The organism is Bacillus sp. S2(2019) (assembly GCF_005144805.1).
GTDB lineage: Bacteria > Bacillota > Bacilli > Bacillales > Bacillaceae > Bacillus > Bacillus altitudinis.
In genome coordinates this window covers 742,314-763,985 of record NZ_SWFL01000001.1, presented here as the reverse complement: position 1 = coordinate 763,985, position 21,672 = coordinate 742,314, and the positions used below count along the sequence as shown (strand labels likewise).

21 protein-coding genes are annotated in these 21,672 nt (G+C 42.0%); 19 read left to right on the top strand and 2 right to left on the bottom strand.

From position 1 onward, the window contains the following. Positions 1 to 7: 7 nt before the first annotated feature. The 7 genes from argB (at position 8) to FBF75_RS03890 (ending at position 8,801) form a co-directional block, all read left to right on the top strand. Positions 8 to 784: an acetylglutamate kinase gene (argB, locus tag FBF75_RS03920; RefSeq protein WP_017360181.1), complete on the top strand. Its 777-nt coding sequence runs from the start codon at positions 8 to 10 to the stop codon at positions 782 to 784. Continuing rightward, positions 781 to 1,932, top strand: a complete 1,152-nt coding sequence (locus tag FBF75_RS03915; protein WP_035392449.1) for an acetylornithine transaminase — start codon at positions 781 to 783, stop codon at positions 1,930 to 1,932. Before argB ends, FBF75_RS03915 begins: the two co-directional genes overlap by 4 nt. Before the next feature lie 69 nt (positions 1,933 to 2,001). After that, positions 2,002 to 3,063 carry a carbamoyl phosphate synthase small subunit gene (locus FBF75_RS03910; protein WP_017367005.1) on the top strand — a complete coding sequence of 354 codons (1,062 nt, stop codon included), beginning with the start codon at positions 2,002 to 2,004 and terminating at the stop codon, positions 3,061 to 3,063. Beyond that, positions 3,056 to 6,136 (top strand): carbamoyl phosphate synthase large subunit, encoded by a 3,081-nt coding sequence (locus tag FBF75_RS03905; RefSeq protein WP_136944451.1) that lies wholly within the window; start codon positions 3,056 to 3,058, stop codon positions 6,134 to 6,136. The genes FBF75_RS03910 and FBF75_RS03905 overlap by 8 nt, the downstream gene beginning before the upstream one ends. Then, the gene (gene argF, locus FBF75_RS03900) at positions 6,133 to 7,083 is read left to right on the top strand and encodes an ornithine carbamoyltransferase (RefSeq protein WP_008348520.1); all 951 of its coding nucleotides are present in this window, start codon (positions 6,133 to 6,135) and stop codon (positions 7,081 to 7,083) included. Before FBF75_RS03905 ends, argF begins: the two co-directional genes overlap by 4 nt. Positions 7,084 to 7,186: 103 nt before the next feature. After that, positions 7,187 to 7,366 carry a YjzC family protein gene (locus FBF75_RS03895; protein WP_008348517.1) on the top strand — a complete coding sequence of 60 codons (180 nt, stop codon included), beginning with the start codon at positions 7,187 to 7,189 and terminating at the stop codon, positions 7,364 to 7,366. A 169-nt stretch (positions 7,367 to 7,535) separates the two neighbouring features. Continuing rightward, entirely contained in the window at positions 7,536 to 8,801 is a 1,266-nt protein-coding gene (locus FBF75_RS03890; protein ID WP_007499050.1) for an MFS transporter, read from the top strand. 119 nt (positions 8,802 to 8,920) lie between these two features. Here FBF75_RS03890 and FBF75_RS03885 read toward each other — a convergent pair whose 3' ends face one another. Next, a complete protein-coding gene (locus FBF75_RS03885) occupies positions 8,921 to 9,115 on the bottom strand; it encodes a YjzD family protein (RefSeq protein WP_008348514.1) in 195 nt (64 codons plus the stop codon). A gap of 212 nt (positions 9,116 to 9,327) precedes the next feature. Between FBF75_RS03885 and FBF75_RS03880 the strand changes: the two genes are divergently transcribed. The 4 genes from FBF75_RS03880 (at position 9,328) to FBF75_RS03865 (ending at position 11,984) form a co-directional block, all read left to right on the top strand. Next, positions 9,328 to 10,068 carry a hypothetical protein gene (locus FBF75_RS03880; RefSeq protein ID WP_007499048.1) on the top strand — a complete coding sequence of 247 codons (741 nt, stop codon included), beginning with the start codon at positions 9,328 to 9,330 and terminating at the stop codon, positions 10,066 to 10,068. Between the two features lie 75 nt (positions 10,069 to 10,143). Further along, positions 10,144 to 10,719, top strand: coding sequence for a hypothetical protein (locus FBF75_RS03875; RefSeq protein WP_017367007.1), 576 nt, complete (start codon positions 10,144 to 10,146; stop codon positions 10,717 to 10,719). A 90-nt stretch (positions 10,720 to 10,809) separates the two neighbouring features. Next, positions 10,810 to 11,775 carry a BMP family ABC transporter substrate-binding protein gene (locus FBF75_RS03870; protein ID WP_017360174.1) on the top strand — a complete coding sequence of 322 codons (966 nt, stop codon included), beginning with the start codon at positions 10,810 to 10,812 and terminating at the stop codon, positions 11,773 to 11,775. Between the two features lie 11 nt (positions 11,776 to 11,786). Beyond that, positions 11,787 to 11,984: a ComZ family protein gene (locus tag FBF75_RS03865; RefSeq protein ID WP_008348507.1), complete on the top strand. Its 198-nt coding sequence runs from the start codon at positions 11,787 to 11,789 to the stop codon at positions 11,982 to 11,984. A gap of 201 nt (positions 11,985 to 12,185) precedes the next feature. Here the strand turns inward: FBF75_RS03865 and FBF75_RS03860 are convergent, their stop codons facing one another. After that, positions 12,186 to 12,419, bottom strand: a complete 234-nt coding sequence (locus FBF75_RS03860; RefSeq protein WP_008348506.1) for a hypothetical protein — start codon at positions 12,417 to 12,419, stop codon at positions 12,186 to 12,188. Positions 12,420 to 12,588: 169 nt separating this feature from the next. Between FBF75_RS03860 and FBF75_RS03855 the strand changes: the two genes are divergently transcribed. The 8 genes from FBF75_RS03855 to opp4C all read left to right on the top strand — a co-directional run bounded on the left by FBF75_RS03855 (position 12,589) and on the right by opp4C (position 21,513). Further along, a complete protein-coding gene (locus FBF75_RS03855; protein ID WP_024720058.1) occupies positions 12,589 to 13,527 on the top strand; it encodes a beta-ketoacyl-ACP synthase III in 939 nt (312 codons plus the stop codon). Positions 13,528 to 13,548: 21 nt separating this feature from the next. Beyond that, positions 13,549 to 14,790, top strand: coding sequence for a beta-ketoacyl-ACP synthase II (gene fabF / locus FBF75_RS03850; protein WP_060780964.1), 1,242 nt, complete (start codon positions 13,549 to 13,551; stop codon positions 14,788 to 14,790). A 77-nt stretch (positions 14,791 to 14,867) separates the two neighbouring features. Continuing rightward, a complete protein-coding gene (locus FBF75_RS03845) occupies positions 14,868 to 15,662 on the top strand; it encodes a DUF2268 domain-containing putative Zn-dependent protease (RefSeq protein WP_136944450.1) in 795 nt (264 codons plus the stop codon). A 170-nt stretch (positions 15,663 to 15,832) separates the two neighbouring features. Further along, positions 15,833 to 16,813 carry an ABC transporter ATP-binding protein gene (locus FBF75_RS03840; RefSeq protein ID WP_035392443.1) on the top strand — a complete coding sequence of 327 codons (981 nt, stop codon included), beginning with the start codon at positions 15,833 to 15,835 and terminating at the stop codon, positions 16,811 to 16,813. 23 nt (positions 16,814 to 16,836) lie between these two features. Beyond that, a complete protein-coding gene (locus FBF75_RS03835) occupies positions 16,837 to 17,832 on the top strand; it encodes an ABC transporter ATP-binding protein (RefSeq protein ID WP_136944499.1) in 996 nt (331 codons plus the stop codon). Between the two features lie 85 nt (positions 17,833 to 17,917). After that, the gene (locus tag FBF75_RS03830; RefSeq protein ID WP_008348494.1) at positions 17,918 to 19,552 is read left to right on the top strand and encodes a peptide-binding protein; all 1,635 of its coding nucleotides are present in this window, start codon (positions 17,918 to 17,920) and stop codon (positions 19,550 to 19,552) included. Between the two features lie 77 nt (positions 19,553 to 19,629). Beyond that, complete coding sequence (locus FBF75_RS03825) at positions 19,630 to 20,580, top strand: ABC transporter permease (protein WP_007499031.1); 951 nt, start codon at positions 19,630 to 19,632, stop codon at positions 20,578 to 20,580. A 33-nt stretch (positions 20,581 to 20,613) separates the two neighbouring features. After that, the gene (gene opp4C, locus FBF75_RS03820) at positions 20,614 to 21,513 is read left to right on the top strand and encodes an oligopeptide ABC transporter permease (RefSeq protein WP_081114822.1); all 900 of its coding nucleotides are present in this window, start codon (positions 20,614 to 20,616) and stop codon (positions 21,511 to 21,513) included. The last annotated feature ends 159 nt before the right edge of the window (positions 21,514 to 21,672 follow it).

Below are 21,672 nucleotides of genomic sequence, written 5' to 3'. Positions count from 1 at the left end.
GATAGACATGGATAAAACGATCGTGTTCAAGTGTGGAGGCAGTGTCATTCGAGAACTTTCCGATACCTTTTATGAAAATGTCCGCTCACTTCAAGCTGCTGGATTTAAACTGGCTATCGTACATGGCGGAGGACCTGAAATCACGAGCATGCTGCAAAAATTAGAAGTGAAAACGGAATTTGTAGATGGACAGCGCAAAACAACAAAGCCGGTGTTAGAGGTAGCCGAAATGGTCCTTTCAGGAACGGTGAATAAATACTTTGTTTCAGAGCTGGCAAAGCATGATATATCATCTGTCGGTGTATCTGGTAAAGATGGACAGATGCTTGTCGCCGATTTTCTCGATCAAGATGTATATGGGTACGTTGGCGAAATCAAAGAAGTCAATCCAGAGATGGCAGAAGCACTAATGGAGAAACAATTCATTCCCGTCATTGCGCCGCTATCTATGACCGAAGAATGCCAAACGTTAAATGTAAATGCTGATCTTGCAGCATCAGCAGTCGCAGGAGCTATGAAAGCTGATAAGCTCATGTTTGTCACAGATGTGGAAGGAATTTTAAAAAATGGTGAGCTGTTAGACGTTGTCACCGAACAAGAAGCGCTCAAGCTCATCGATGAAGGTATTATTTCCGGGGGAATGATTCCAAAAGTGCAATCTGCGCTAAGTGCTTTATCAGGAGATGTGGATGAAGTCATGATTGTGAATGGAAAAGGCAGTATTTTTACAGGAGATACCTTTAAAGGAACTCGAATTGTAAAACAAAAGGAGGCGGTCCTGTGAGTCATCTCTTTCAAACGTACGGACGGTGGAATGTTGAAATTAAAGAGGCAGAAGGTTCTTGGGCAGTTGATACAACTGGGAAAAAATATTTAGACTTTATACAAGGCATTGCGGTCACGAATTTAGGTCACAATCATCCAAAGGTCAATCAAGCCATCAAGAAGCAGCTTGACGAGGTCTGGCACGTATCAAATCTATTTGAAAATGGACTGCAAGAAAAAGCAGCGGAAAAGCTGGCAGCAAACAGTTCAGGAGATCTCGTATTTTTCTGCAACAGCGGGGCTGAAGCGAATGAAGGGGCTATCAAATTGGCCCGAAAAGCAACAGGTAAAACAAATATTGTGACGTTTTTGCACTCTTTCCATGGGCGCACGTATGCTGGTATGGCTGCCACAGGTCAAGATAAAATCAAAACTGGTTTTGGACCGATGCTGGAAGGCTTTCATTATATACCGTTTAATGACCCTGAAGCGATCACAGCGTGTGAAATCGATGATGTCGCAGCTGTCATGCTGGAAGTGGTGCAAGGTGAAGGTGGAGTGAATCCAGCTACAGCTGAATTTCTAGAAGCCGTTCAAACGTTTTGCAAAAAACATCAAGCACTTCTGATTGTAGATGAAATCCAAACGGGTATTGGGCGAACAGGGACAGCATTTGCCTATGAGCAATCGGGACTTGATCCTGATATTATTTCAGCCGCAAAAGGTTTAGGAAATGGGTTTCCAGTCGGTGCAGTGATAGGGAAAAAAGCTTTAGGGGATGCATTTTCTCCAGGCTCTCATGGCACAACATTTGGTGGGAATATGCTCGCTATGTCAGCTGTGAACGCAACCCTTGATGTAATATTCAAAGAAGACTTTCTTTCAGAAGTGAAAGAAAAGGGTGCGTACCTCTTAAAGAGACTACAAGAAGTCAAACAGCTGAACATCGTGAAAGAAGTACGAGGCAAAGGATTAATGGCAGGAATTGAGTGTCATCAGCCAGTAGGTGATTACATCACAGCCCTTCGAGCGCAAGGTTTGCTGGTGCTTCCAGCTGGTCCGAATGTCATTCGTTTATTACCTCCACTGAATGTCAAAAAAGTTGAATTGGATCAAGCAATAGAAGCGATCATTCAAGTGTTAGCAAATGAAGCAGTAACGGTCTAAATTTTTTTACACTAGAACGCATAAACATGCATTTATATTATTAATTATTCAATATGGGGTGACACAAGCATGAAAGGTTATTTAAATTTAGAAGATGGAGCCTCTTTTGAAGGAGATCTGACAGGAGAAGCTGGCATGACAGGTGAAGTGGTCTTTTTTACAGGGATGACAGGTTATCAAGAGGTGCTCACAGATCCTTCTTATAAAGGACAAATCATTGTCTTCACATATCCGCTCATTGGAAATTACGGCATCAATCATGAAGATTTTGAGAGCAAAAAACCACAAGTAAAAGCGGTCGTTGTCTATGAGGCGGCTGACCATTTTTCTCATCACCTTGCAGCCGTAAGCTTAAAAGATTATTTACAGAAGTGGAATATTCCGCTTCTTACACATACAGATACTCGCGCAGTCGTGCAGAACATTCGAGCAAATGGAACGATGAATGCAGTGCTTAGTTTAGACGAAAATGAAACGCCACCTGCAATGAAGCAAGACAATGTGGTTGAGCAGGTCACAGAAGATGAAGTATACACACAAGGCAGCGGCGAGGATCATGTAGCGCTCATTGATTTTGGCTTTAAAAAATCAATTGCGGACTCACTCGAAGCGCGCGGCTGTAAAGTCACAGTGATTCCGTACAAACAAATGGAAAAGGTATTTGATATCAAGCCAGATGCGATCCTTTTGTCAAATGGACCTGGAGATCCAAAAACAATGAAGCCATATTTAAAAACCATTCATGACATCATGATGACCTTCCCGACACTAGGCATTTGCTTAGGTCATCAATTAATTGCTCTTGCGCTTGGCGGGGATACGTATAAGCTTCCTTTTGGCCACCGCGGGGCGAATCATCCGGTACAAGATACAGAATCAAAACGTGTCTTTATGACAAGCCAAAATCATAGCTATGTGGTCAATGAAAAAAGCATGAATGACAAAGAAGTGGACGTCAAATTCCTCCACGTGAATGACGGATCTGTTGAAGGATTCATTCATAAAGAGAAGCTGATAATGTCCGTTCAATTTCATCCAGAAGCACATCCAGGCCCTGCAGAAAGTGAATGGGTATTCGATGATTTTATTGAGAAAGTGAAACAAGCAAGGAGAGAAGTCGCACATGCCTAAAGATCAAAGCATACAAACCATTCTAGTCATCGGGTCCGGTCCAATCATCATTGGTCAGGCAGCAGAATTTGATTACTCAGGGACACAAGGTTGTATGGCCTTAAAAGAAGAAGGCTACAACGTCATCTTAGTGAATAACAACCCAGCAACCATTATGACAGACGAGTCATTTGCTGATGAAATTTATTTTGAACCGCTTTCAGTTGATTCAGTGACAAGAATCATTGAAAAAGAGAAACCAGATGGTCTTTTAGCCAATCTTGGCGGACAGACGGCTTTAAACCTTGCTGTCGAGCTGGAAAAAGCCGGTGTGCTGAAAAAGCATGGGGTAAAACTGCTCGGAACGTCAGTTGAAACAATTGAAAACGGTGAAGATCGTGAGAAATTCCGTGCTCTCATGAAGCATTTGAATGAACCTGTACCAGAAAGTGAAATTGTAGATAATGCGAAAGACGCCCTTCAATTTGCAAAAGAAGTGGGCTTTCCCGTCATTCTTCGACCAGCCTACACACTTGGTGGTAAAGGGGGAGGCATCGCTTTAACTGAAGAGGCTTTTAAACCGCTGATTGAAGGTGCTCTTCTAGCGAGTCCGATTCATCAGTGCTTAGTTGAAAAAAGCATTGCTGGCTTTAAAGAAGTCGAGTATGAGGTCATGAGAGATCGTCAAAATACGTGTATCACTGTATGTAACATGGAAAATATCGATCCAGTTGGTGTGCATACAGGTGACTCGATTGTCGTTGCACCGTCACAGACATTAACGGATCAGGATTATCAAATGCTCCGCTCAGCAAGCTTAAAAATCATTTCAGCGCTTGATGTCGTTGGCGGCTGTAATATCCAATTCGCTCTCGATCCACTCAGCAAAGAATACTTTGTCATTGAGGTCAACCCTCGGGTCAGCCGGTCTTCTGCTCTTGCATCGAAAGCAACAGGCTATCCGATTGCCAAAATGGCGGCAAAACTTGCGGTCGGTTATACACTAGATGAATTGAAAAATCCGCTTACAGGAACAACGTATGCTAGCTTTGAGCCGGCACTCGATTATGTCGTGGTGAAATTCCCGCGCTGGCCGTTCGATAAATTTAAACAGGCAGACCGGAAATTAGGCACAAAAATGAAGGCGACTGGTGAAGTCATGGCGATTGACCGTAATTTAGAATCTGCCATTCAAAAAGCCGTCGCATCACTTGAAATCAAAACAAAGGGCTTCCACTTGCCTGAACTGAAAGAACATACGACTGAACAGTTATTTGAATTAATCAAAACACCGGACGATCGCCGTTTCTTCGCAGTCATGGAGCTTCTTTTCAGACAAGAAACCGTTGAAACGATTCATGAAACGACGAAGATTGATCTGTTTTTCTTACATGTTTTCAAGAATATGATCACACTCGAACAAGAATTGAAGAACCATCAGGGGACGCTATCCAAAGACACCTTAAGAAAGGTAAAAGAAAAAGGTTTCCTTGATGAAACAATCGCTTCTCTGACGGATCGCAGTGAACAAGATATCAGACAGCTTCGCCAAGAGTATGGCATTTCCGCTTCATTTAAAATTGTCGATACATGTGCGGCTGAATTCGATGCAAAAACGAATTACTTCTATTCTACGTACTTTGGCAAAAGTGATGGAGAGCATCAAGAGAAAACAAAGCAGCGTGCACTCATCATTGGCTCCGGTCCGATTCGAATTGGGCAGGGAGTCGAGTTTGATTATAGTGCCGTTCACGGCGTTCTTACTCTACAAAAGCTTGGATTTGAAACCATCATGATGAACAACAATCCAGAAACGGTTAGTACCGATTATGAGATTGCAGATCGTTTATACTTTGAGCCGATCACGTTAGAACATATTTTAAACGTAGTTGAAGCGGAGCAAATTGATTTTGTCATCGTTCAATTTGGCGGGCAGACGGCAATCAATGTGGCGGAAGGTTTAGAAAAAGCCGGCGTTACCTTGTTAGGCACGTCCTTTGACACACTAGATGCATTAGAAGATCGCGATTTATTCTATCAGCTTCTTGATGAACTGAATCTTCCTCATGCAAAAGGAGATACAGCACATTCAAAAGAAGAAGCACTGGAGCATGCTGTAAGCATCGGGTACCCTGTTCTTATTCGTCCATCATATGTCATTGGTGGAATGGGCATGATCGTTGTTCATACAGAAGCTCAATTGGCAGAACTACTTGATCAGCCAGATCATTTACCTTATCCGATCTTAATTGATGAGTATGTCACTGGAAAAGAAGTGGAAGTGGATCTCATTTCAGACGGACAAACGACATTCATTCCAACAATCGTTGAGCATATTGAAAAAGCGGGCGTACACTCAGGTGACAGCTTTGCCATCTTACCAAGTGTCTCTATTAGTGAAGACATCAAAGAGCAGGTGTATAACGCTTCTGAACAAATCGCAAAGAAATTAGCTTTTAAAGGCATCATGAATATTCAATTTGTGATGAAAGGGAACCAGGCGCTCGTATTAGAGGTGAATCCTCGGGCAAGCCGGACTGTTCCAGTTGTAAGTAAAGTCATGGGTGTTGACATGATCCCAATGGCGACACAGCTGTTAGCTGGTGCAACGCTTGAAGAATTGAATCCTGTAACGAAGAATAAGGGGGGCACAGCTGTTAAATTCCCAGTCTTCTCCTCACATGCCATTCAAGATATCGATTTAAAGCTGACACCTGAAATGAAAGCGACGGGTGAAGGAATGTGTGTTGGAAAGAACGTCGAAAGCGCTTTGAAAAAAGTGTTTGCGCCGATCTGGCAACAGAAAGGGACCCTCTATATTCATGGCAGTGAATTACTCATAGATGAAGCTACACGAGCAGGCTTTAACGTCTGGACTGGCAGCTTTGAATCGTGGCTGCAACAAGACGATAAATCGCTTCACATTCATTTAGGTGATGATGAAGAGGCAAAAGAACAGCGTGTAAAAGCACTCACACATGGTGTTCAAGTATTAACCGAATATGAAACAGCGCAAGCGTTCCTGCAAGGAAAAGATGGAGATGTATCACCAGTATCTCTCCACGAATTATATAAAAAGGAAGTGACGGCATGAGCCAAGTCGACGTGCAACCGGCATTATACGGAAAAGACTTTTTATCGTTAAAAGACTTTTCGATCAATGATATTGCGTACTTAATTGAAAAAGCAGAAGAAATGAAACAACATCCATATCAAGATTTATTCAAAGGAAAAACATTAGCGATGATCTTTGAAAAATCTTCAACTAGAACCCGTGTCTCGTTTGAAGCGGGCATGACGCAGCTAGGCGGACATGCGCTCTTCCTCAGCTCAAATGATCTGCAAATTGGCAGAGGAGAAACGATTGGTGATACAGCGCAGGTGCTGTCTGGGTATGTAGATGGCATTATGATTCGAACCTTTGAACATGAGAAGGTAGAAGAACTTGCAAAATACGCCTCTATTCCAGTGATCAACGGACTAACGGACTACTCTCATCCATGTCAGGCACTGGCTGATTTACTGACGATTAAAGAAGCGAAAGGCACACTAAAAGGTGTGAAAGTGGCGTACATCGGTGATGGGAATAATGTGGCTCATTCCTTAATGGTCGGCTGCGCGCAGTTAGGCTGTGACATTGCCGTTGCATCACCAAAAGGCTATGAACCTCTTCAAGAGGTGACAGACACTGCCCGGGAGTTTGCAAAACAATCAGGCGCAGAAGTCATCGTCACAACAGATGCAGTAGCTGCTGTTCAGGATGCAGATGTCATTTATTCGGACGTATTTACAAGCATGGGGCAGGAAGCTGAAACAGAGAAACGTCTAGCTGAATTTAAAGAATATCAAGTCAATGAGGAACTCATGCAACATGCAGCAGCAGATTATATCTTCCTTCATTGTCTGCCGGCACACCGCGGAGAAGAAGTGACGGCTGATATCATTGATGGACCACACTCTAAAGTATTCCAGCAAGCAGAAAATCGTCTGCATGTGCAAAAAGCGTTAATCAAAGAGCTCATGTATCAACAACCTAAATAAATCACAAGTGTCCCTGTCTCGGCTGAGCAGGGACTTTTTACATATTGGATTGGAGAGGCAATGGACGGGACATAATAACATCAATCGAGAAAGGAGGATGGAAATGGGTCAACAGCATCAGTTTAAATCTGGTAATAAGGCACCTAATAATGGTGTTTATATCGAAATCGGTGAGACCGGTAGTATGGTGAAAGATCCTTTAAAGATAAAGCTTAAAGCAGGAGACGTCTTTCCAGATAACTCGAACCATAACCGTGTTTGGACTTACCAAAGAAAGCCGTAAGCAATTGACTAAGAGTCGATATGAATAAGTCTTTAGAGGCATGTGTCATGCCTCTTTTTTCTTTATAATAAAAAACAATTAAGTTCCAATTTTCAAATAAATAGTATGAAAAAAAGAAAGATTAAGGTAAAATATGTAAGAATAGTATAAGGTTGAAAGGATTTGTGTGATGGAAAAGATGAATCTCAGTGAAAGTGTTTGGAATAAACGCTTCACCTCATTGTTCATATCAAGACTCATAAAAAATACAGGAGAAAGTTTTGCTTTTACATCCGTTCTTTGGTTATTAATTTTAAGAGGGGATGGAGCGCTCGGTACCGGACTTCTTCTAGCAGTGACAGTTCTTCCTTCATCATTGTTGGCCCCAATACTAGGACCTCTTATGAAAAGACATCATTTATCTAAATGGATGTTTGCTTCAGATGTCATTCGAGCAACCATTGTACTCATTATTCCACTACTGCATTTTTCGCACATATTGCCTCTATGGTTATTGATCTCATTAATGGTTATTCAATCGGCAACAGGTGCAGCCTATAACCCGGCTTCTGTGGCCATCCTGCCACAGATTGTTCCAAAGCATCTCATTCAAAAAGCAAATGCGATCCTGCAATCATCTTTTGAAATTGTCGCACTTGCTGCGGTGATGGTCGCTGGTCTTTTGGTCAAATTAATTGGACCTGCAGATACGCTCCTGATCACCACTGCTTTATTTATCATATCGGGCTTGTTCATTATTGGCGTTAAACTCCAAAAGTCAGATGCAGAAAAAGCAGCAGACATTAAACAAGCAAAGAATACATATCTGTATAACTTAAAAAGAGGCTTTCTAGTTGTTAAAAATCATCATATTTTATTTGCACTGACCCTTTATTGTATTTTAATGAATGTCGCCGCAGCTCCGTGGCAGGCATTATCCGCTGTATATGTAGCAGAAGCGCTGCAAAGTGATTCAATGGTGTATTCCATTTTAAGAGGTGTCGCCGCAGTCGGTGCATTTATGATGGGCTTTGCACTGGCGAAGGTGAAAATCAAAAGATTCGGCTTGTTCTTTATTGTCGCAGGCATGATTGAAGGAGCTGCATTCTTTATCACTGGAATGAGTACATGGCTTCCAGTCGTTCTTCTAGCTTCCTTTATTTTTGGTGCAGCCGTCAGTGCAATCAATGTCCCAGAGATGGTCATTATTCAAACGTCTGTTGACCAAGAAGATCAGCCGCAAGTATATGCCGTGATCAATGCGTCATCAAATGTCTTTCTCCCGCTTGCAGCCGTCATATCGGGCGTCCTGGCAGAACGCTTTGGAGCAGGACCTGTCATTGCGGGGGGTGGTGTGCTTGAAATTTTATCGGGCATTGCGATCTTCCTGTTCACAGGGCTTGCGAAAAGCCATTTGTCAGCAGACAAACAGAAGTCCGAAACGGTTGAGGTGTAACTCAAAAACCCCCTGTAATTGACGGCAGGGGGTTTTAGCGTGCCCTCTCAACTTCTGGTCATCATTCTGAAAAAAAGAAAAAGAGCTAACCTCAAATCATTAGCTCTTTTCCAGCAATATTAAGAATGTTCTGTTGAACTTTCTGTTTCTTTCATTGGACTTACTTCAGCAAAGATGAATAAAATAACCGTAAACACTATGGCAAGAATGGAAGTTAACGTAAAATCATAAGCAGCTCCATTCATAGATGCAACGATGTAACCAGCCATATGTGTCAGCAGAAAAGTCCAAATGAGGGTGATAATGTAATGCATTATTCCACCGTCCTTTATGTAACAATCTATTGACTATCATACCATAGATACGAGTTCAGAGAAAAGACTGTTTTCCGCCTTTATGTGACCATTTTGAGACCTTCTACTATAAAAATAAAAAGAATTCTTCTGTCTTTAGGGGATTTCCTTATTCCTACAAGAGTTGTTGTTCATATCATAGAAAGCAGAATCACTGAAAGGAGGCTGGCCATATGGGTGTAAGCGAACGTTTTTTCCAGCTTGGTTCCCAGTGGAACGTCATTCACCTTCCTCAAAAACCAAATGGCTTTGGCATTCTAATCCTCGGTGACCGAAATCACTTTGTGCAGGAAAATACATCATTCTGGCTTCAGCATTACGGAAGAAACCAGCTTTTAACTGCTTTAAAGGATGAAGGATATACATTGTTTAATAGTCATCTTCATGGGAATCACTGGGGATGTGAAGATGCTGTTTTTAGTGCGAAACAGCTTGTTCATCACACATTAAAACAAGAAATATTAAACCGTGAAATTCATGTGCTGGCAGAAGGAATGGGTGCACTTGTCGCCATGAGTCTTGCCGAAGAAATGCCAGAAGTGCTAAGGTCTATAGCCATGATGAATCCATGTTTACACCTGCAAGCACAAAGAGAAAGAGAAAAGGAACACAAATTCTTCTACAAACAGTTCATGAAAGAACTCGCACAGAGCTATGGGTGCTCTGCAAAGGAAGCTGAAACGTATCCACTTCCTTCTTGCCCCGTTCATTCAGCTCATGTACCGATTCATATATGGCAGAGACTAAACGGCGCACCATATGCCTATGAACTACACGCAAAGCCTTTTATTGATCAGCATATGATGAATCCAGACCATTGTCAGATGGACCTTACCTTGCATATGTTTGATCATCCAAGAAGAATCTTTCAGTCCATTCACAAGTTTTATAAATCGCATGAAAGAGAATTGTAATGAATAGGATGATAACAGCCCTTCATGGAAAGGGCTCTTCTTTTTATTCGATATGCTAAAAAAGGGGACATGAACATGGAAACAGGACTGATCATAGGTGCAGATGAATTTTTTGGCCTGACACTTTGTGAATATATGATGAAAGAGGGCATACAAGTGGATATCACATATCCTAAGGAGCAGTCAGAGGAGCAAAAAATGTTATTAGAAGAGCGGATGATGTGGCTCGGCCGCAATGATCTTGTCCGCTTTATTGATGGTCAATATAGGAAAGAGGCATATGACCTGATCTTTTTTCAATCAGATGATTCAATGAACAGTGAGATAGACCTCGAAGCGAAGCATGGCATATACCGCTTGTTTTACGAAGAACCCGAAAGCCATTCGCATGAACAAAGCGTTCCGGCTGTTATCCTTCCACGCATGTTTGGTCCGTGGACACTCCATGAAGAGAGACGAATAAAGGATGATCACACATTTTTTGTAGAAGATGTCGCAAAGGAGCTTTTAAAGTGGGCACGCACCGATCAAAGGCAGGAAATGATCCATCAATTAAAGGTAGAAAGACAAACAGGTGACAAACAAGCAGAAGAAATCATAGCAGAATGGAAAAGACAAAACTCAACATTTTTCGACAAAAAGCAAGAATGATCTTCCATCTTATCTTTTTTCAGTATAAAATAAACCTATATTTAACATACAGGTTCATGCCTGCGTGTTGCAAAGGGAGTTGAACATGGCATGAAGTACCAGCGGCTTGTCATGATCTTTTCGTTCCTTCTTCTTATGCTATCTGCCTGCTCGCAGGCGCCGTTAAAAGGACATATTGAGAAGGTGGGTTTACTCGTCCCCGATACGATTAATGATCAAGTTTGGGGAACGAAAGGTTATAAAGGCTTATTAAATATCCAATCAACATTTGGTGTAGATGTTTATTATAAGGAAGGGATGGTCGACAAGGAGAAAATCGTTGATGCCATTGAAGAATTTCATAAAAAAGGAGTCAATTTGATTATTGGCCATGGCAATGAATACAGCGAAATTTTCAACTTGATCAGTGAAGATTATCCGAAAACACAATTTATCACGGTCAATGGAGGCAAGCCTCAAGCTGATAATGTCACAAACGTCACGTTTAAAGGGGAAGCAATGGGCTTTTTCGGAGGCATGACAGCAGCGCATATGTCCAAAACAAAAAAGATTGGTATTCTGGCTACATATGATTGGCAAAGTGAAGTAGACGGTTTTATCAAAGGTGCAAAATATCAGGACGAACATGTGCAAGTCCTAGCGGAATTTGTCGAAAACTGGGATGATGCTGACAAAGCGGTGAACCTCTATCAAAAATTGAAAAAACAAGGTGTAGATGTTGTGTATCCAGCAGGTGATGGTTATAATATCCCTGTCATTGAACAAATCAAAACCGACAATTTATCTGCGATCGGATATGTCACTGATCAATCCAACCTTGGAAGCCATACGGTGTTAACTAGCACAGTCCAGCATGTCGATAAAGCGTACAGTATCATTGCGAAGAAGTTTAATGAAGGCAAGCTAAACGAACAAGGTGAGTACTCCTTTGACTTTAAAGAAGGAGTGATCGAAATGGGGAAATTTAGCTCAACCATAGACCGCGCTTTTGTGAAAGACATTGAGAAGGATATTGCGAATTACAAAAAAACAGGCAAACTGCCAAATGAAAAGTGAGGACGTTGAACATGCAGCACGAAAAATCGATGGAGTTTTTACAAATTGCGATGAAGTATTTTCCACAAGCAAAAGAAGAATTAGATAAAGCAGGGATTCAGCTTGATCCACAAGCACTTCAGCCACTTCTCTCTTTGTTTACATCTGTCATGCAAGAGGCATATGAGCTTGGAAAAGCAGATGCAGCATCAGAAAAAGCCACAGAATAGTGGCTTTCAGCGTGTAGACAAACCCTCGCATTCTTTGTCAGTCCTGCGCGCTGGTGCTCACGAATGACAAATTCGCTCCGTGCAAGTAGCTGTCCTTCCTAGACTGCAAAGGTTTTCTATCACGCTGAGAAGAAGACAAAGGCCTAAAATATTTTAGCCCTTTGTCAACAATCAAAAAAAGCCACAGAATAGTGGCTTTTTTTATGATAATTTTTTCTTGAAGGCACTAATCATAGGACCAACATCTTTAAACACAGGCTTCAGCTCATCGATGGAGTTCATAATGTTTCCAATTTGATTCATGACATGCATGTAGTCAATGGAGTCATCACTTGAAGAAGTCTCTGCACGCTCCTCCTTTTTTTCTGTCTTGCTTTTCTCCTTTTCAAGCGGCTGACCAAACATCATTGCTGAGAAAATATCCTTTTGCGCCATATCACATGTTCCTTTCTACTATTGGTATATCATTAATCTATGAAAAAAGTGAGAGGAAAGGTTAGACGTTTGTATTGCCAAGGAGAAAAAAATAAGGTAAAATTAGTACCAGATACTAATATAAGATCACAATATCACATGCTCGTATGAGTAAAAGGAGTCTTATTCAATGAATGCTGGAATTATTGGCCTTGGCCGCTATATACCTGAAAAAGTATTAACAAATCGTGATTTAGAAAAAATGGTTGAAACTTCTGACGAGTGGATTCGTACTAGAACAGGTATAGAAGAAAGAAGAATTGCATCTGATGATGTCAATACATCTCATATGGCGCTTGCTGCTGCAAAAAAAGCATTAGCTGACGCAGATGTGGCTGCAGAAGATATTGATATGATTCTTGTAGCGACAGTTACGCCAGATCAAGCATTTCCGACAGTCGCTTGTATGATTCAAGAGCAGCTCGGTGCACATAAAGCATGTGCAATGGATATTAGCGCTGCATGCGCTGGCTTTATGTATGGGCTTGTTACTGGAAAACAATTTATCGAATCTGGCACTTACAAACATGTGCTTGTCGTTGGTGTAGAAAAGCTTTCTCGCATTACCGACTGGGATGACCGCAACACAGCTGTTTTGTTTGGAGATGGAGCAGGTGCTGCTGTACTAGGAACAGTCAGCGAAGGCAAGGGAATTCTATCATTTGAGCTTGGAGCCGATGGAAGAGGCGGGAAGCACTTGTACTTAGATGAAAAAGATCATACAATCATGAATGGAAGAGAAGTATTTAAATTTGCTGTGAGACAAATGGGCGAGTCAAGCGTAAACGTGATAGAAAAAGCTGGACTATCAAAAGAAGACGTAGACTTCTTGATTCCGCATCAAGCAAACATTCGCATTATGGAAGCAGCACGCGAACGCTTAGAGCTGCCAGTTGAAAAAATGTCGAAAACAGTCCATAAATATGGAAACACATCAGCAGCATCCATTCCAATTTCACTATGTGAAGAAATCGAAGCCGGAAAAATTCATGACGGCGATGTGATTGTAATGGTTGGTTTTGGTGGAGGATTAACGTGGGGCGCAATCGCTATGCGATGGGGCCGATAAAAGAGTGGGGTGCACAAATTAATGGATAAGAAACGAGTAGTTGTTACAGGATTAGGTGCTTTGACACCTCTTGGCAACGATGTAGAGACAACATGGAAAAATGCTGTAGCAGGTGTATCAGGTGTTGGCCCGATCACACGTGTTGATTCAAGTGAATATACAGCAAAAGTAGCTGCAGAACTAAAAGATTTTAACATCGAAGATTACATGGAGAAAAAAGAAGCGAGAAAGATGGCACGCTTCACACAATATGCAGTCGTTGCTGCTCAAAAGGCTTTAGAAGATTCACGCCTCGAAATTACAGATGAAAACGCACCTCGTGTTGGGGTATGGGTTGGATCTGGTATTGGCGGACTTGAAACATTCGAAGAGCAATTCGAAGTGTATTCGAATAAAGGAGCAAGACGCGTAAGCCCGTTCTTCGTTCCAATGATGATTCCAGATATGGCAACAGGCCAAATTTCAATTGCACTTGGCGCAAAAGGGGTTAACTCTTGTACTGTAACAGCATGTGCAACAGGAACAAACTCCATTGGTGATGCCTTTAAAGTCATTCAGCGCGGAGATGCAGATGCGATGATTACAGGTGGAACAGAAGCACCGTTAACGAAAATGTCGTTTGCTGGTTTCTGTGCGAACAAAGCTCTTTCGACAAATCCTGATCCAGAGACAGCAAGCCGTCCATTTGATAAAAACCGTGACGGATTTGTCATGGGTGAGGGAGCGGGAATTGTTGTACTTGAAGAATTAGAGCATGCGTTAAAACGTGGTGCGACCATTTATGCAGAAATCGTTGGCTACGGCTCAACTGGAGATGCATACCATATCACAGCACCTGCTCCAAACGGAGAAGGCGGCGTACGTGCAATGAAAGAAGCCATTCGTGATGCAGGTTTAACAGTGGAAGAAATTGATTATATCAATGCCCACGGAACAAGCACACCGTATAATGATAAGTTTGAAACAATGGCGATTAAAGAAGTGTTCGGAGAGCATGCGAATCAGCTTGCGATCAGCTCGACAAAATCAATGACAGGTCATTTACTTGGCGCAGCAGGCGGAGTAGAAGCGATTTTCTCTGTTCTGGCGATTAAAGACAGTGTCATTCCGCCAACGATTAACCTTGAAACACCAGATGAAGAATGTGATCTTGATTATGTAGCAAATGAAGCACGTTCAAAAGAAGTACAAGTTGCGTTGAGCAACTCACTTGGTTTTGGCGGGCACAATGCGACAATTATCTTCAAAAAATATGAAGCGTAATATGTCTTAAGAAGGCGGCGATCTATAAACAGATCGCCGCCTTTTTGCATATGATGAAAATGGAGGTGTTCAGCGGTATGGGTCTGATCAATACACAATATCTCATTGAGCAATCATCATCATTTCAGGAGCTGGCGGCACGTTTTGTCCCTTATTTTAAAGGAGCGGATAAAAAAGAAGGATCATCTATTCTCGCCCATTTACAACATCACGGAATGGTGCGATCATGGAACGCCTGCCTGGAAATGATCGACAAGCTCAAAGAAAAAGGGTATTTCCAGCTTGTGATGAAAGAATACAAAGCGCTGCAAAAAAAGTGGGGAGGTCCTGATGTCCCTGTCTTTATTTTGCCTGTTAATGAGAGCAGCAAAGAGATCAGAGAACAATTTTACTTTCAATCCGGCATGGCATTTGATGACAAAATCTTTCTTTTTTTATCCCCGCATACACCGAAGGAGCGAATCGGTACGTTGCTGACGCATGAATATCACCATGTATGCAGGTTGCATTTTCTCACGAAAGAAGAAAAAGATTTTACATTCCTTGATACAATCATGATGGAGGGGCTCGCTGAATATGCTGTGTATCATAGATATGGAGAAAGCTATACAGCAAAGTGGACGACTTTATATGACGAATCGCAGCTGCAGCGCATGTACAAGAAATGGGTATCCAGTCACCTTTATCAGAAAGTGCAGGACGACGAAAGGCTGATACAGAATCTCCTTTATGGAAAAGGGAACTACCCCAAAATGCTTGGCTATGCCACTGGATTTTATATCGTGAAAAAGTATTTCGATGAGCACCGAATCAGCGAGGAGTCTATGATTGCGGAGCCAGCAGAAACGTTTTTAAAGGCGATAGAATCATAAAGACAAACATTCACAAAAAAAGTGACATATTACAATTTTACTAAATACTTCTTGATTTCGTCATGCTGATGTAATAATATACAAATATAAATTTTGATAATTCTTTTTATTCTAAAAAGACGGAATTTTTCGATTCGGTTCATTTGATCTATGGAGAAAGGGGCGAATGCATGAGCACACTGCTTGAAGTGCAAAACTTAAAAACCTATTTTTTTCGAAAAAAGGAACCAATACCTGCTGTTGATGGCGTTGATTTTAGTATCAAAAAAGGGGAAACAGTCGCATTAGTCGGTGAGTCTGGGTCTGGTAAAAGTATTACGTCTTTATCCATCATGGGTCTGATTAATGGGACTGGTGGGAAGATTATGGATGGTTCCATTAAGCTTGATGGAAAAGACCTTGTTACATATAGTGAAAAGGAATTGTGCAATATTCGTGGTAATGATGTATCCATGATCTTTCAGGAACCCATGACCTCACTTAATCCCGTCTTAACCATCGGGGAACAAATAACAGAAATCCTCATTTACCACAAAAAACTTTCAAAAAAAGAAGCGACCAAAAAAGCGATTGACTTGCTAAAGCTTGTAGGCTTTTCCAGGCCAGAACAAATCATCAAAGATTACCCGCACCGTTTATCCGGCGGTATGCGTCAACGAGTCATGATCGCCATTGCGCTAAGCTGTGATCCGAAGCTCCTCATTGCGGATGAGCCGACTACTGCGCTCGATGTGACCATACAAGCCCAGGTGCTGACCTTAATGAAAGATTTATGTTCGACCTTTGGTACATCTATACTTCTCATTACGCATGATTTAGGTGTTGTGTCGGAAGTAGCAGACCGTGTCATTGTCATGTACTGCGGACAGGTTGTTGAAAATGGAACCGTTGAAGAGTTGTTTGATCAGCCGCTTCACCCATACACAGAAGGACTGCTTGAATCCATTCCAGTCATTGACGGAGACATTCAGCCATTAACGGCGATAAAAGGAAATGTCCCTGCGCCAGATCAGCTTCCCGCAGGATGCCGTTTTGCGCCAAGATGCCCGAAAGTAATGGAACGCTGCATAGGTGAATTGCCCAAACTGACAACCTTTGAAAATGGTAGAAGCGTCAGGTGTTTCTTATATGAGGAGGCAAGCCAAACATGACACTTGCTGAAAACCAACCATACATGACAGATCGATCTGAGAAAGAAACCATCCTGGAATTAAAAAATATACGAAAACACTTTCCGATTAAAGCTGGGGTGCTGCAAAAGAAAGTAGGAGCAGTCAAAGCGGTTGACGGCATCGACTTAAACATTTATAAAGGCGAAACGTTAGGCATCGTTGGAGAGTCTGGATGCGGTAAATCCACATTAGGACGGACGATGATTCGTTTATATGAACCAACAGAAGGACAAATTCTATTTAAAGGGCAAGATATCTCTCATGTATCTGAATCAAAACTAAGACAATCAACAAGGAAAAACATCCAAATGGTTTTTCAAGATCCCTTTGCATCACTCAACCCTAGAAAAACACTTCGAAGTATCATCAAAGAACCCTACAAAACACATCACTTATATTCCTTAAAAGAAAGAAATGAAAAAGTAGAACAGCTTTTATCCAAAGTCGGCCTTCACCCAAGTTTTGCGAATCGATACCCGCACGAATTTTCCGGTGGACAAAGGCAGCGGATCGGTATCGCTCGTGCACTTGCCATGAATCCTGAAATGATCATAGCAGATGAGCCTGTTTCAGCGCTTGACGTCTCCATTCAGGCGCAGGTCATCAATTTGATGGAAGAGCTTCAAGAAGAGTTTGACCTCACGTATCTATTCATCTCTCACGATCTCAGTGTGGTCCGCCACATTAGTGATCGAGTGGGCGTCATGTATCTTGGCAAAATGATGGAACTGGCGGATAAGCATAGCCTGTACGATGATCCGCTTCATCCGTATACACAGGCGCTTTTATCTTCCGTTCCAGTCACCCGTAAAAAAGGTCAGGTGAAAAGGGAACGGATTATGCTGCAAGGTGATTTACCAAGCCCTGCAAACCCGCCTAAAGGCTGTGTGTTTCATACAAGATGCCCGCATGCGAAAGAAGTCTGTAAAGAAAAAGCACCACAATTTCAAGAATTAAAAACGAACCACTTTGTGGCCTGCCACCTCTACGACGCTTGATCACGTTTGTATGATCTCATCTTTGAGAGGGGTGATAAAACGGGCTTCTGTCATCATTTTTTAAAAAAGATAGGGGGAATTGTCTATGAAAGATAGAAAGAGAAAGTCCATTTTGGTCAGTTTGCTGCTGATCTTTACATTGATCCTTGCTGCTTGTTCTGGTGGAAATAAAACGTCTGGAGACAGTGAAAAGAAATCCACAGGTAAACCTGTACAAGGCGGCGATCTTGTCATTGGTTCGATTGCAGAGCCTACATTATTTAACTCACTTTACTCAACAGACGTAGCAAGTTCTGATATTGAAGAAAGAATCTATAGCTTTTTACTACAAACAGATGGAAAGCTAAACCCACAGCTGGCGTTGGCAGAAGATATTAAAGAATCCGATGACGGCAAACAGTTTGATGTGACCATTAGAAAAGGCGTGAAGTTTCATGATGGAGAAGAACTGACTGCTGATGATGTTGTGTTTACATACAGCATTCCGATCAATAAGGATTACAATGGTGAGCGTGGATCAGGCTTTGAAGTATTAGAGTCTGTCAAAAAAACAGGGGACTATTCGGTCGAATTTAAGCTGAATAAAAAAGATCCATATTTTTATAATGTCACGCTAGGAAGCTATGGCATTTTACCAAAGCATATTTTAGGTGATGTCCCTATAAAGGATCTTGGCGAAAATGAATTTAACCGAAAAAATCCAATCGGCTCCGGCCCATTTAAATTTGCCGAGTGGAAAGAAGGAGACTATGTCAAACTTGAAGCATTTGATGACTATTGGGATGGACGGCCATACCTTGATACAGTCACCATTAAAACGATTCCTGATCAAAATGCAGCCATGGCCCAGCTATCCGCAGGTGATATTGATTTCTTTGCAGTGCCTGGAGCAGAACTGCAAACAGCTGAAAAAGTCAGCAACATCAAAATCGAATCTGATCTAGGGCTAAATTATTCATATATTGGCTGGAATCAGAAAAACGAACTGTTCAAAAGTAAAAAAGTCCGTCAAGCGCTTACCCATGCCATTGATCGTCAAACGATTGTCGATCAAGTGTTAGATGGAGACGGGAAAGTAGCCAACATCCCAGAAAGCCCGCTGTCATGGAACTACCCTAAAAATGAAAATGTCCCAGTATTTGAATTTGATCAAGAAAAAGCGAAAAAGATGCTGAAGGAAGAAGGCTGGGAGGATACAGATGGAGATGGTTATCTTGATAAGGACGGTAAGAAGTTCTCCTTCGTCTTGAAGACGAACCAAGGAAACAAAGTCCGTGAAGATATTGCTGTCGTTGTCCAGCAGCAGCTCAAAGAAATTGGCATTGAAGCAAAACCGCAAATTGTGGAGTTCAGTGCATTAATCGAACAAACAACCCCGCCCAAATGGGATTATGATGCGTTATTACTCGGCTGGAGCTTAGCGACATTCCCTGACCAATACAGCATTTTCCATTCAAGTCAGTCTGAAAAAGGCTTAAATAACATTTGGTATAAAAATGAAGAAGTCGATAAACTGCTAGTTGATGCCAAAAACTTGAGTGATCGAAAAGAGTATTCAAAGGCATATGAAAAAATTTATGAGCTGATTGCAGAAGACCAGCCGTATACGTTCCTTTATTATGCCAACTCACATCGCGCGATGCCATCTAATCTACAAGGCTACTCTTACCACCCGAAAGATGAATATTACAAAATCGAAAAATGGTGGATTGAACAGTAGTCTGCAAGTGAAGAAGGGGAGGTGTCTCCCCTTTTTTCATCATAGTATGGCCATCCGATGAAAAAGGAGTTGTGCACATGGTTACATATATCATTAGAAGGACACTGCTTTCCATCCCGATTTTGTTTGGTATTACGATTTTGTCCTTTGCGATTATGAAAGCAGCACCAGGCGATCCGATGTCACTCATGATGGACCCGACCATTAGTGCCGCAGACCGGGAAGCCTTTATTGATAAGTACGGCTTGAACGATCCTGAATATGTGCAATATATGAAATGGCTCGGTAATATGCTTCAAGGTGACTTTGGCACATCCATCGTAAAAAAAGGAACGCCCGTGGCTGATTTGATTTTTGCCCGGCTGCCAAATACCCTCATCCTCATGATCTTTTCTACATTAGTTGCCCTGATCATTGCCATCCCATTTGGTGTTCTTTCAGCAAAACGTCCGTATACAAAACTTGACTATGGTATTACGGTTACATCATTTATCGGACTGGCTATTCCGAATTTCTGGTTTGGTTTGATCCTTATAATGGTGTTATCAGTGAATTTAGGATGGTTTCCGACCGGGGGTGTCTCTACCTTAAATGCAGATTTTAATCTATTTGACCGGCTTCATCATATTATTTTACCTGCCTTTGTTTTAGCAACGGCTGATATGGCCGGCCTTACACGTTATACAAGGTCAAGTATGCTCGATGTGATGCGGCAGGATTACATTCGTACGGCGCGAGCGAAAGGTTTTAGAGAGAACAAAGTCATCTTCAAACATGGATTGAGAAACGGTCTGATGCCTGTTATTACGATCTTTGGACTCATGATTCCATCCTTTATTGGCGGCGCGGTCGTGGTGGAACAAATCTTCACATGGCCAGGGCTTGGGAAGCTGTTTATCGATTCTGCTTTTTCAAGAGATTATCCCGTCATTATGGCGATGACTGTTATCTCTGCTGTGCTCGTGGTCGTTGGAAACTTAATAGCGGATATTCTCTATGCGATCGTTGATCCGCGTATTGAATATTAGAAGGGAGCTGAAGCACAATTGGCACAACCTAATATGGGAACACCTTCTGTTGATCTCAAATTAAAAGAAGGCCTTCCGCCAAAACCAGAGACGATGCTTCGTTTATTTTGCGAGAAATTTTTCAAAAATAAATTGGCGGTTGCCGGCTCCGCTATTTTATTGGTCATTATCTTTTCTGCTATTTTCGCCCCGGTGATCGCACCTTACGCACCGGAACAGCAAGACTTATTGAAACGGCTACAGCCTCCAAGTGCAGAGCATTTTATGGGAACCGACAAGTTTGGCCGAGATATTTTTTCAAGGGTGCTATACGGAGCGAGGGTGTCTCTATTAGTTGGCTTTGTCTCAGTAGTCGGAGCCATCACCATTGGTACCGTCATTGGGGCGGTAGCGGGATACTTTAAAGGCTTTGTCGATTCTGTGCTCATGAGAATGGTGGATGTGGTATTGTCTATTCCAGATATTTTTCTCTTGATCACGCTAGTGACAATTTTTAAACCGGGTATTGATAAATTGATTTTAATCTTTGCGCTGACTGGCTGGACAACAACCGCCAGGCTGATCCGCAGTGAATTCTTGTCACTTCGCACAAGAGAATTCGTACTCGCAGCAAGAACGATCGGAACGAAAAACCATGTCATCATCTTTTCGCATATTTTACCGAACTGTATCGGCCCTATTATTGTGTCTGCTACATTAAAAGTCGGTTCTGTTATTTTAGCTGAGTCGACACTTAGCTATCTAGGGTTCGGCATCCAGCCTCCAACGGCGAGCTGGGGAAACATGCTTCAAGATGCACAAAATTTCTCCATTATGGTGCAAGCATGGTGGTATCCACTGTTCCCAGGTTTACTGATTCTACTTACCGTTTTATGCTTTAACTTCTTAGGTGATGGACTGAGAGATGCCCTTGATCCTAAAAAGCTAAAATAAGGTTCTTCTTATAGAAAATCGTGAAAGGACTCTGCGAGACGTTCTCCTTTTCCCAGGAAATAAAGCCGTCCTTCCGTCAGGGAGAAGTTTTAATAAAGTTGGAATAATTTCTCTATCCCTTGCCCATACTGTGGACAACAGTTTTTAAAAAGTGAGGGA

What these genes read in the sequence shown, in the direction of transcription:
- FBF75_RS03860 (WP_008348506.1), bottom strand. Translation starts at nt 12,419, where the DNA reads ATGGCGCAAAAGGATATTTTCTCAGCAATGATGTTTGGTCAGCCGCTT.
- FBF75_RS03890 (WP_007499050.1), top strand. Translation starts at nt 7,536, where the DNA reads ATGGAAAAGATGAATCTCAGTGAAAGTGTTTGGAATAAACGCTTCACC.
- FBF75_RS03855 (WP_024720058.1), top strand. Translation starts at nt 12,589, where the DNA reads ATGAATGCTGGAATTATTGGCCTTGGCCGCTATATACCTGAAAAAGTA.
- FBF75_RS03910 (WP_017367005.1), top strand. Translation starts at nt 2,002, where the DNA reads ATGAAAGGTTATTTAAATTTAGAAGATGGAGCCTCTTTTGAAGGAGAT.
- opp4C (WP_081114822.1), top strand. Translation starts at nt 20,614, where the DNA reads ATGGGAACACCTTCTGTTGATCTCAAATTAAAAGAAGGCCTTCCGCCA.
- FBF75_RS03875 (WP_017367007.1), top strand. Translation starts at nt 10,144, where the DNA reads ATGGAAACAGGACTGATCATAGGTGCAGATGAATTTTTTGGCCTGACA.
- FBF75_RS03895 (WP_008348517.1), top strand. Translation starts at nt 7,187, where the DNA reads ATGGGTCAACAGCATCAGTTTAAATCTGGTAATAAGGCACCTAATAAT.
- FBF75_RS03905 (WP_136944451.1), top strand. Translation starts at nt 3,056, where the DNA reads ATGCCTAAAGATCAAAGCATACAAACCATTCTAGTCATCGGGTCCGGT.
- fabF (WP_060780964.1), top strand. Translation starts at nt 13,549, where the DNA reads ATGGATAAGAAACGAGTAGTTGTTACAGGATTAGGTGCTTTGACACCT.
- FBF75_RS03840 (WP_035392443.1), top strand. Translation starts at nt 15,833, where the DNA reads ATGAGCACACTGCTTGAAGTGCAAAACTTAAAAACCTATTTTTTTCGA.
- FBF75_RS03825 (WP_007499031.1), top strand. Translation starts at nt 19,630, where the DNA reads ATGGTTACATATATCATTAGAAGGACACTGCTTTCCATCCCGATTTTG.
- FBF75_RS03885 (WP_008348514.1), bottom strand. Translation starts at nt 9,115, where the DNA reads ATGCATTACATTATCACCCTCATTTGGACTTTTCTGCTGACACATATG.
- FBF75_RS03870 (WP_017360174.1), top strand. Translation starts at nt 10,810, where the DNA reads ATGAAGTACCAGCGGCTTGTCATGATCTTTTCGTTCCTTCTTCTTATG.
- FBF75_RS03835 (WP_136944499.1), top strand. Translation starts at nt 16,837, where the DNA reads ATGACAGATCGATCTGAGAAAGAAACCATCCTGGAATTAAAAAATATA.
- FBF75_RS03880 (WP_007499048.1), top strand. Translation starts at nt 9,328, where the DNA reads ATGGGTGTAAGCGAACGTTTTTTCCAGCTTGGTTCCCAGTGGAACGTC.
- argB (WP_017360181.1), top strand. Translation starts at nt 8, where the DNA reads ATGGATAAAACGATCGTGTTCAAGTGTGGAGGCAGTGTCATTCGAGAA.
- FBF75_RS03845 (WP_136944450.1), top strand. Translation starts at nt 14,868, where the DNA reads ATGGGTCTGATCAATACACAATATCTCATTGAGCAATCATCATCATTT.
- FBF75_RS03830 (WP_008348494.1), top strand. Translation starts at nt 17,918, where the DNA reads ATGAAAGATAGAAAGAGAAAGTCCATTTTGGTCAGTTTGCTGCTGATC.
- argF (WP_008348520.1), top strand. Translation starts at nt 6,133, where the DNA reads ATGAGCCAAGTCGACGTGCAACCGGCATTATACGGAAAAGACTTTTTA.
- FBF75_RS03865 (WP_008348507.1), top strand. Translation starts at nt 11,787, where the DNA reads ATGCAGCACGAAAAATCGATGGAGTTTTTACAAATTGCGATGAAGTAT.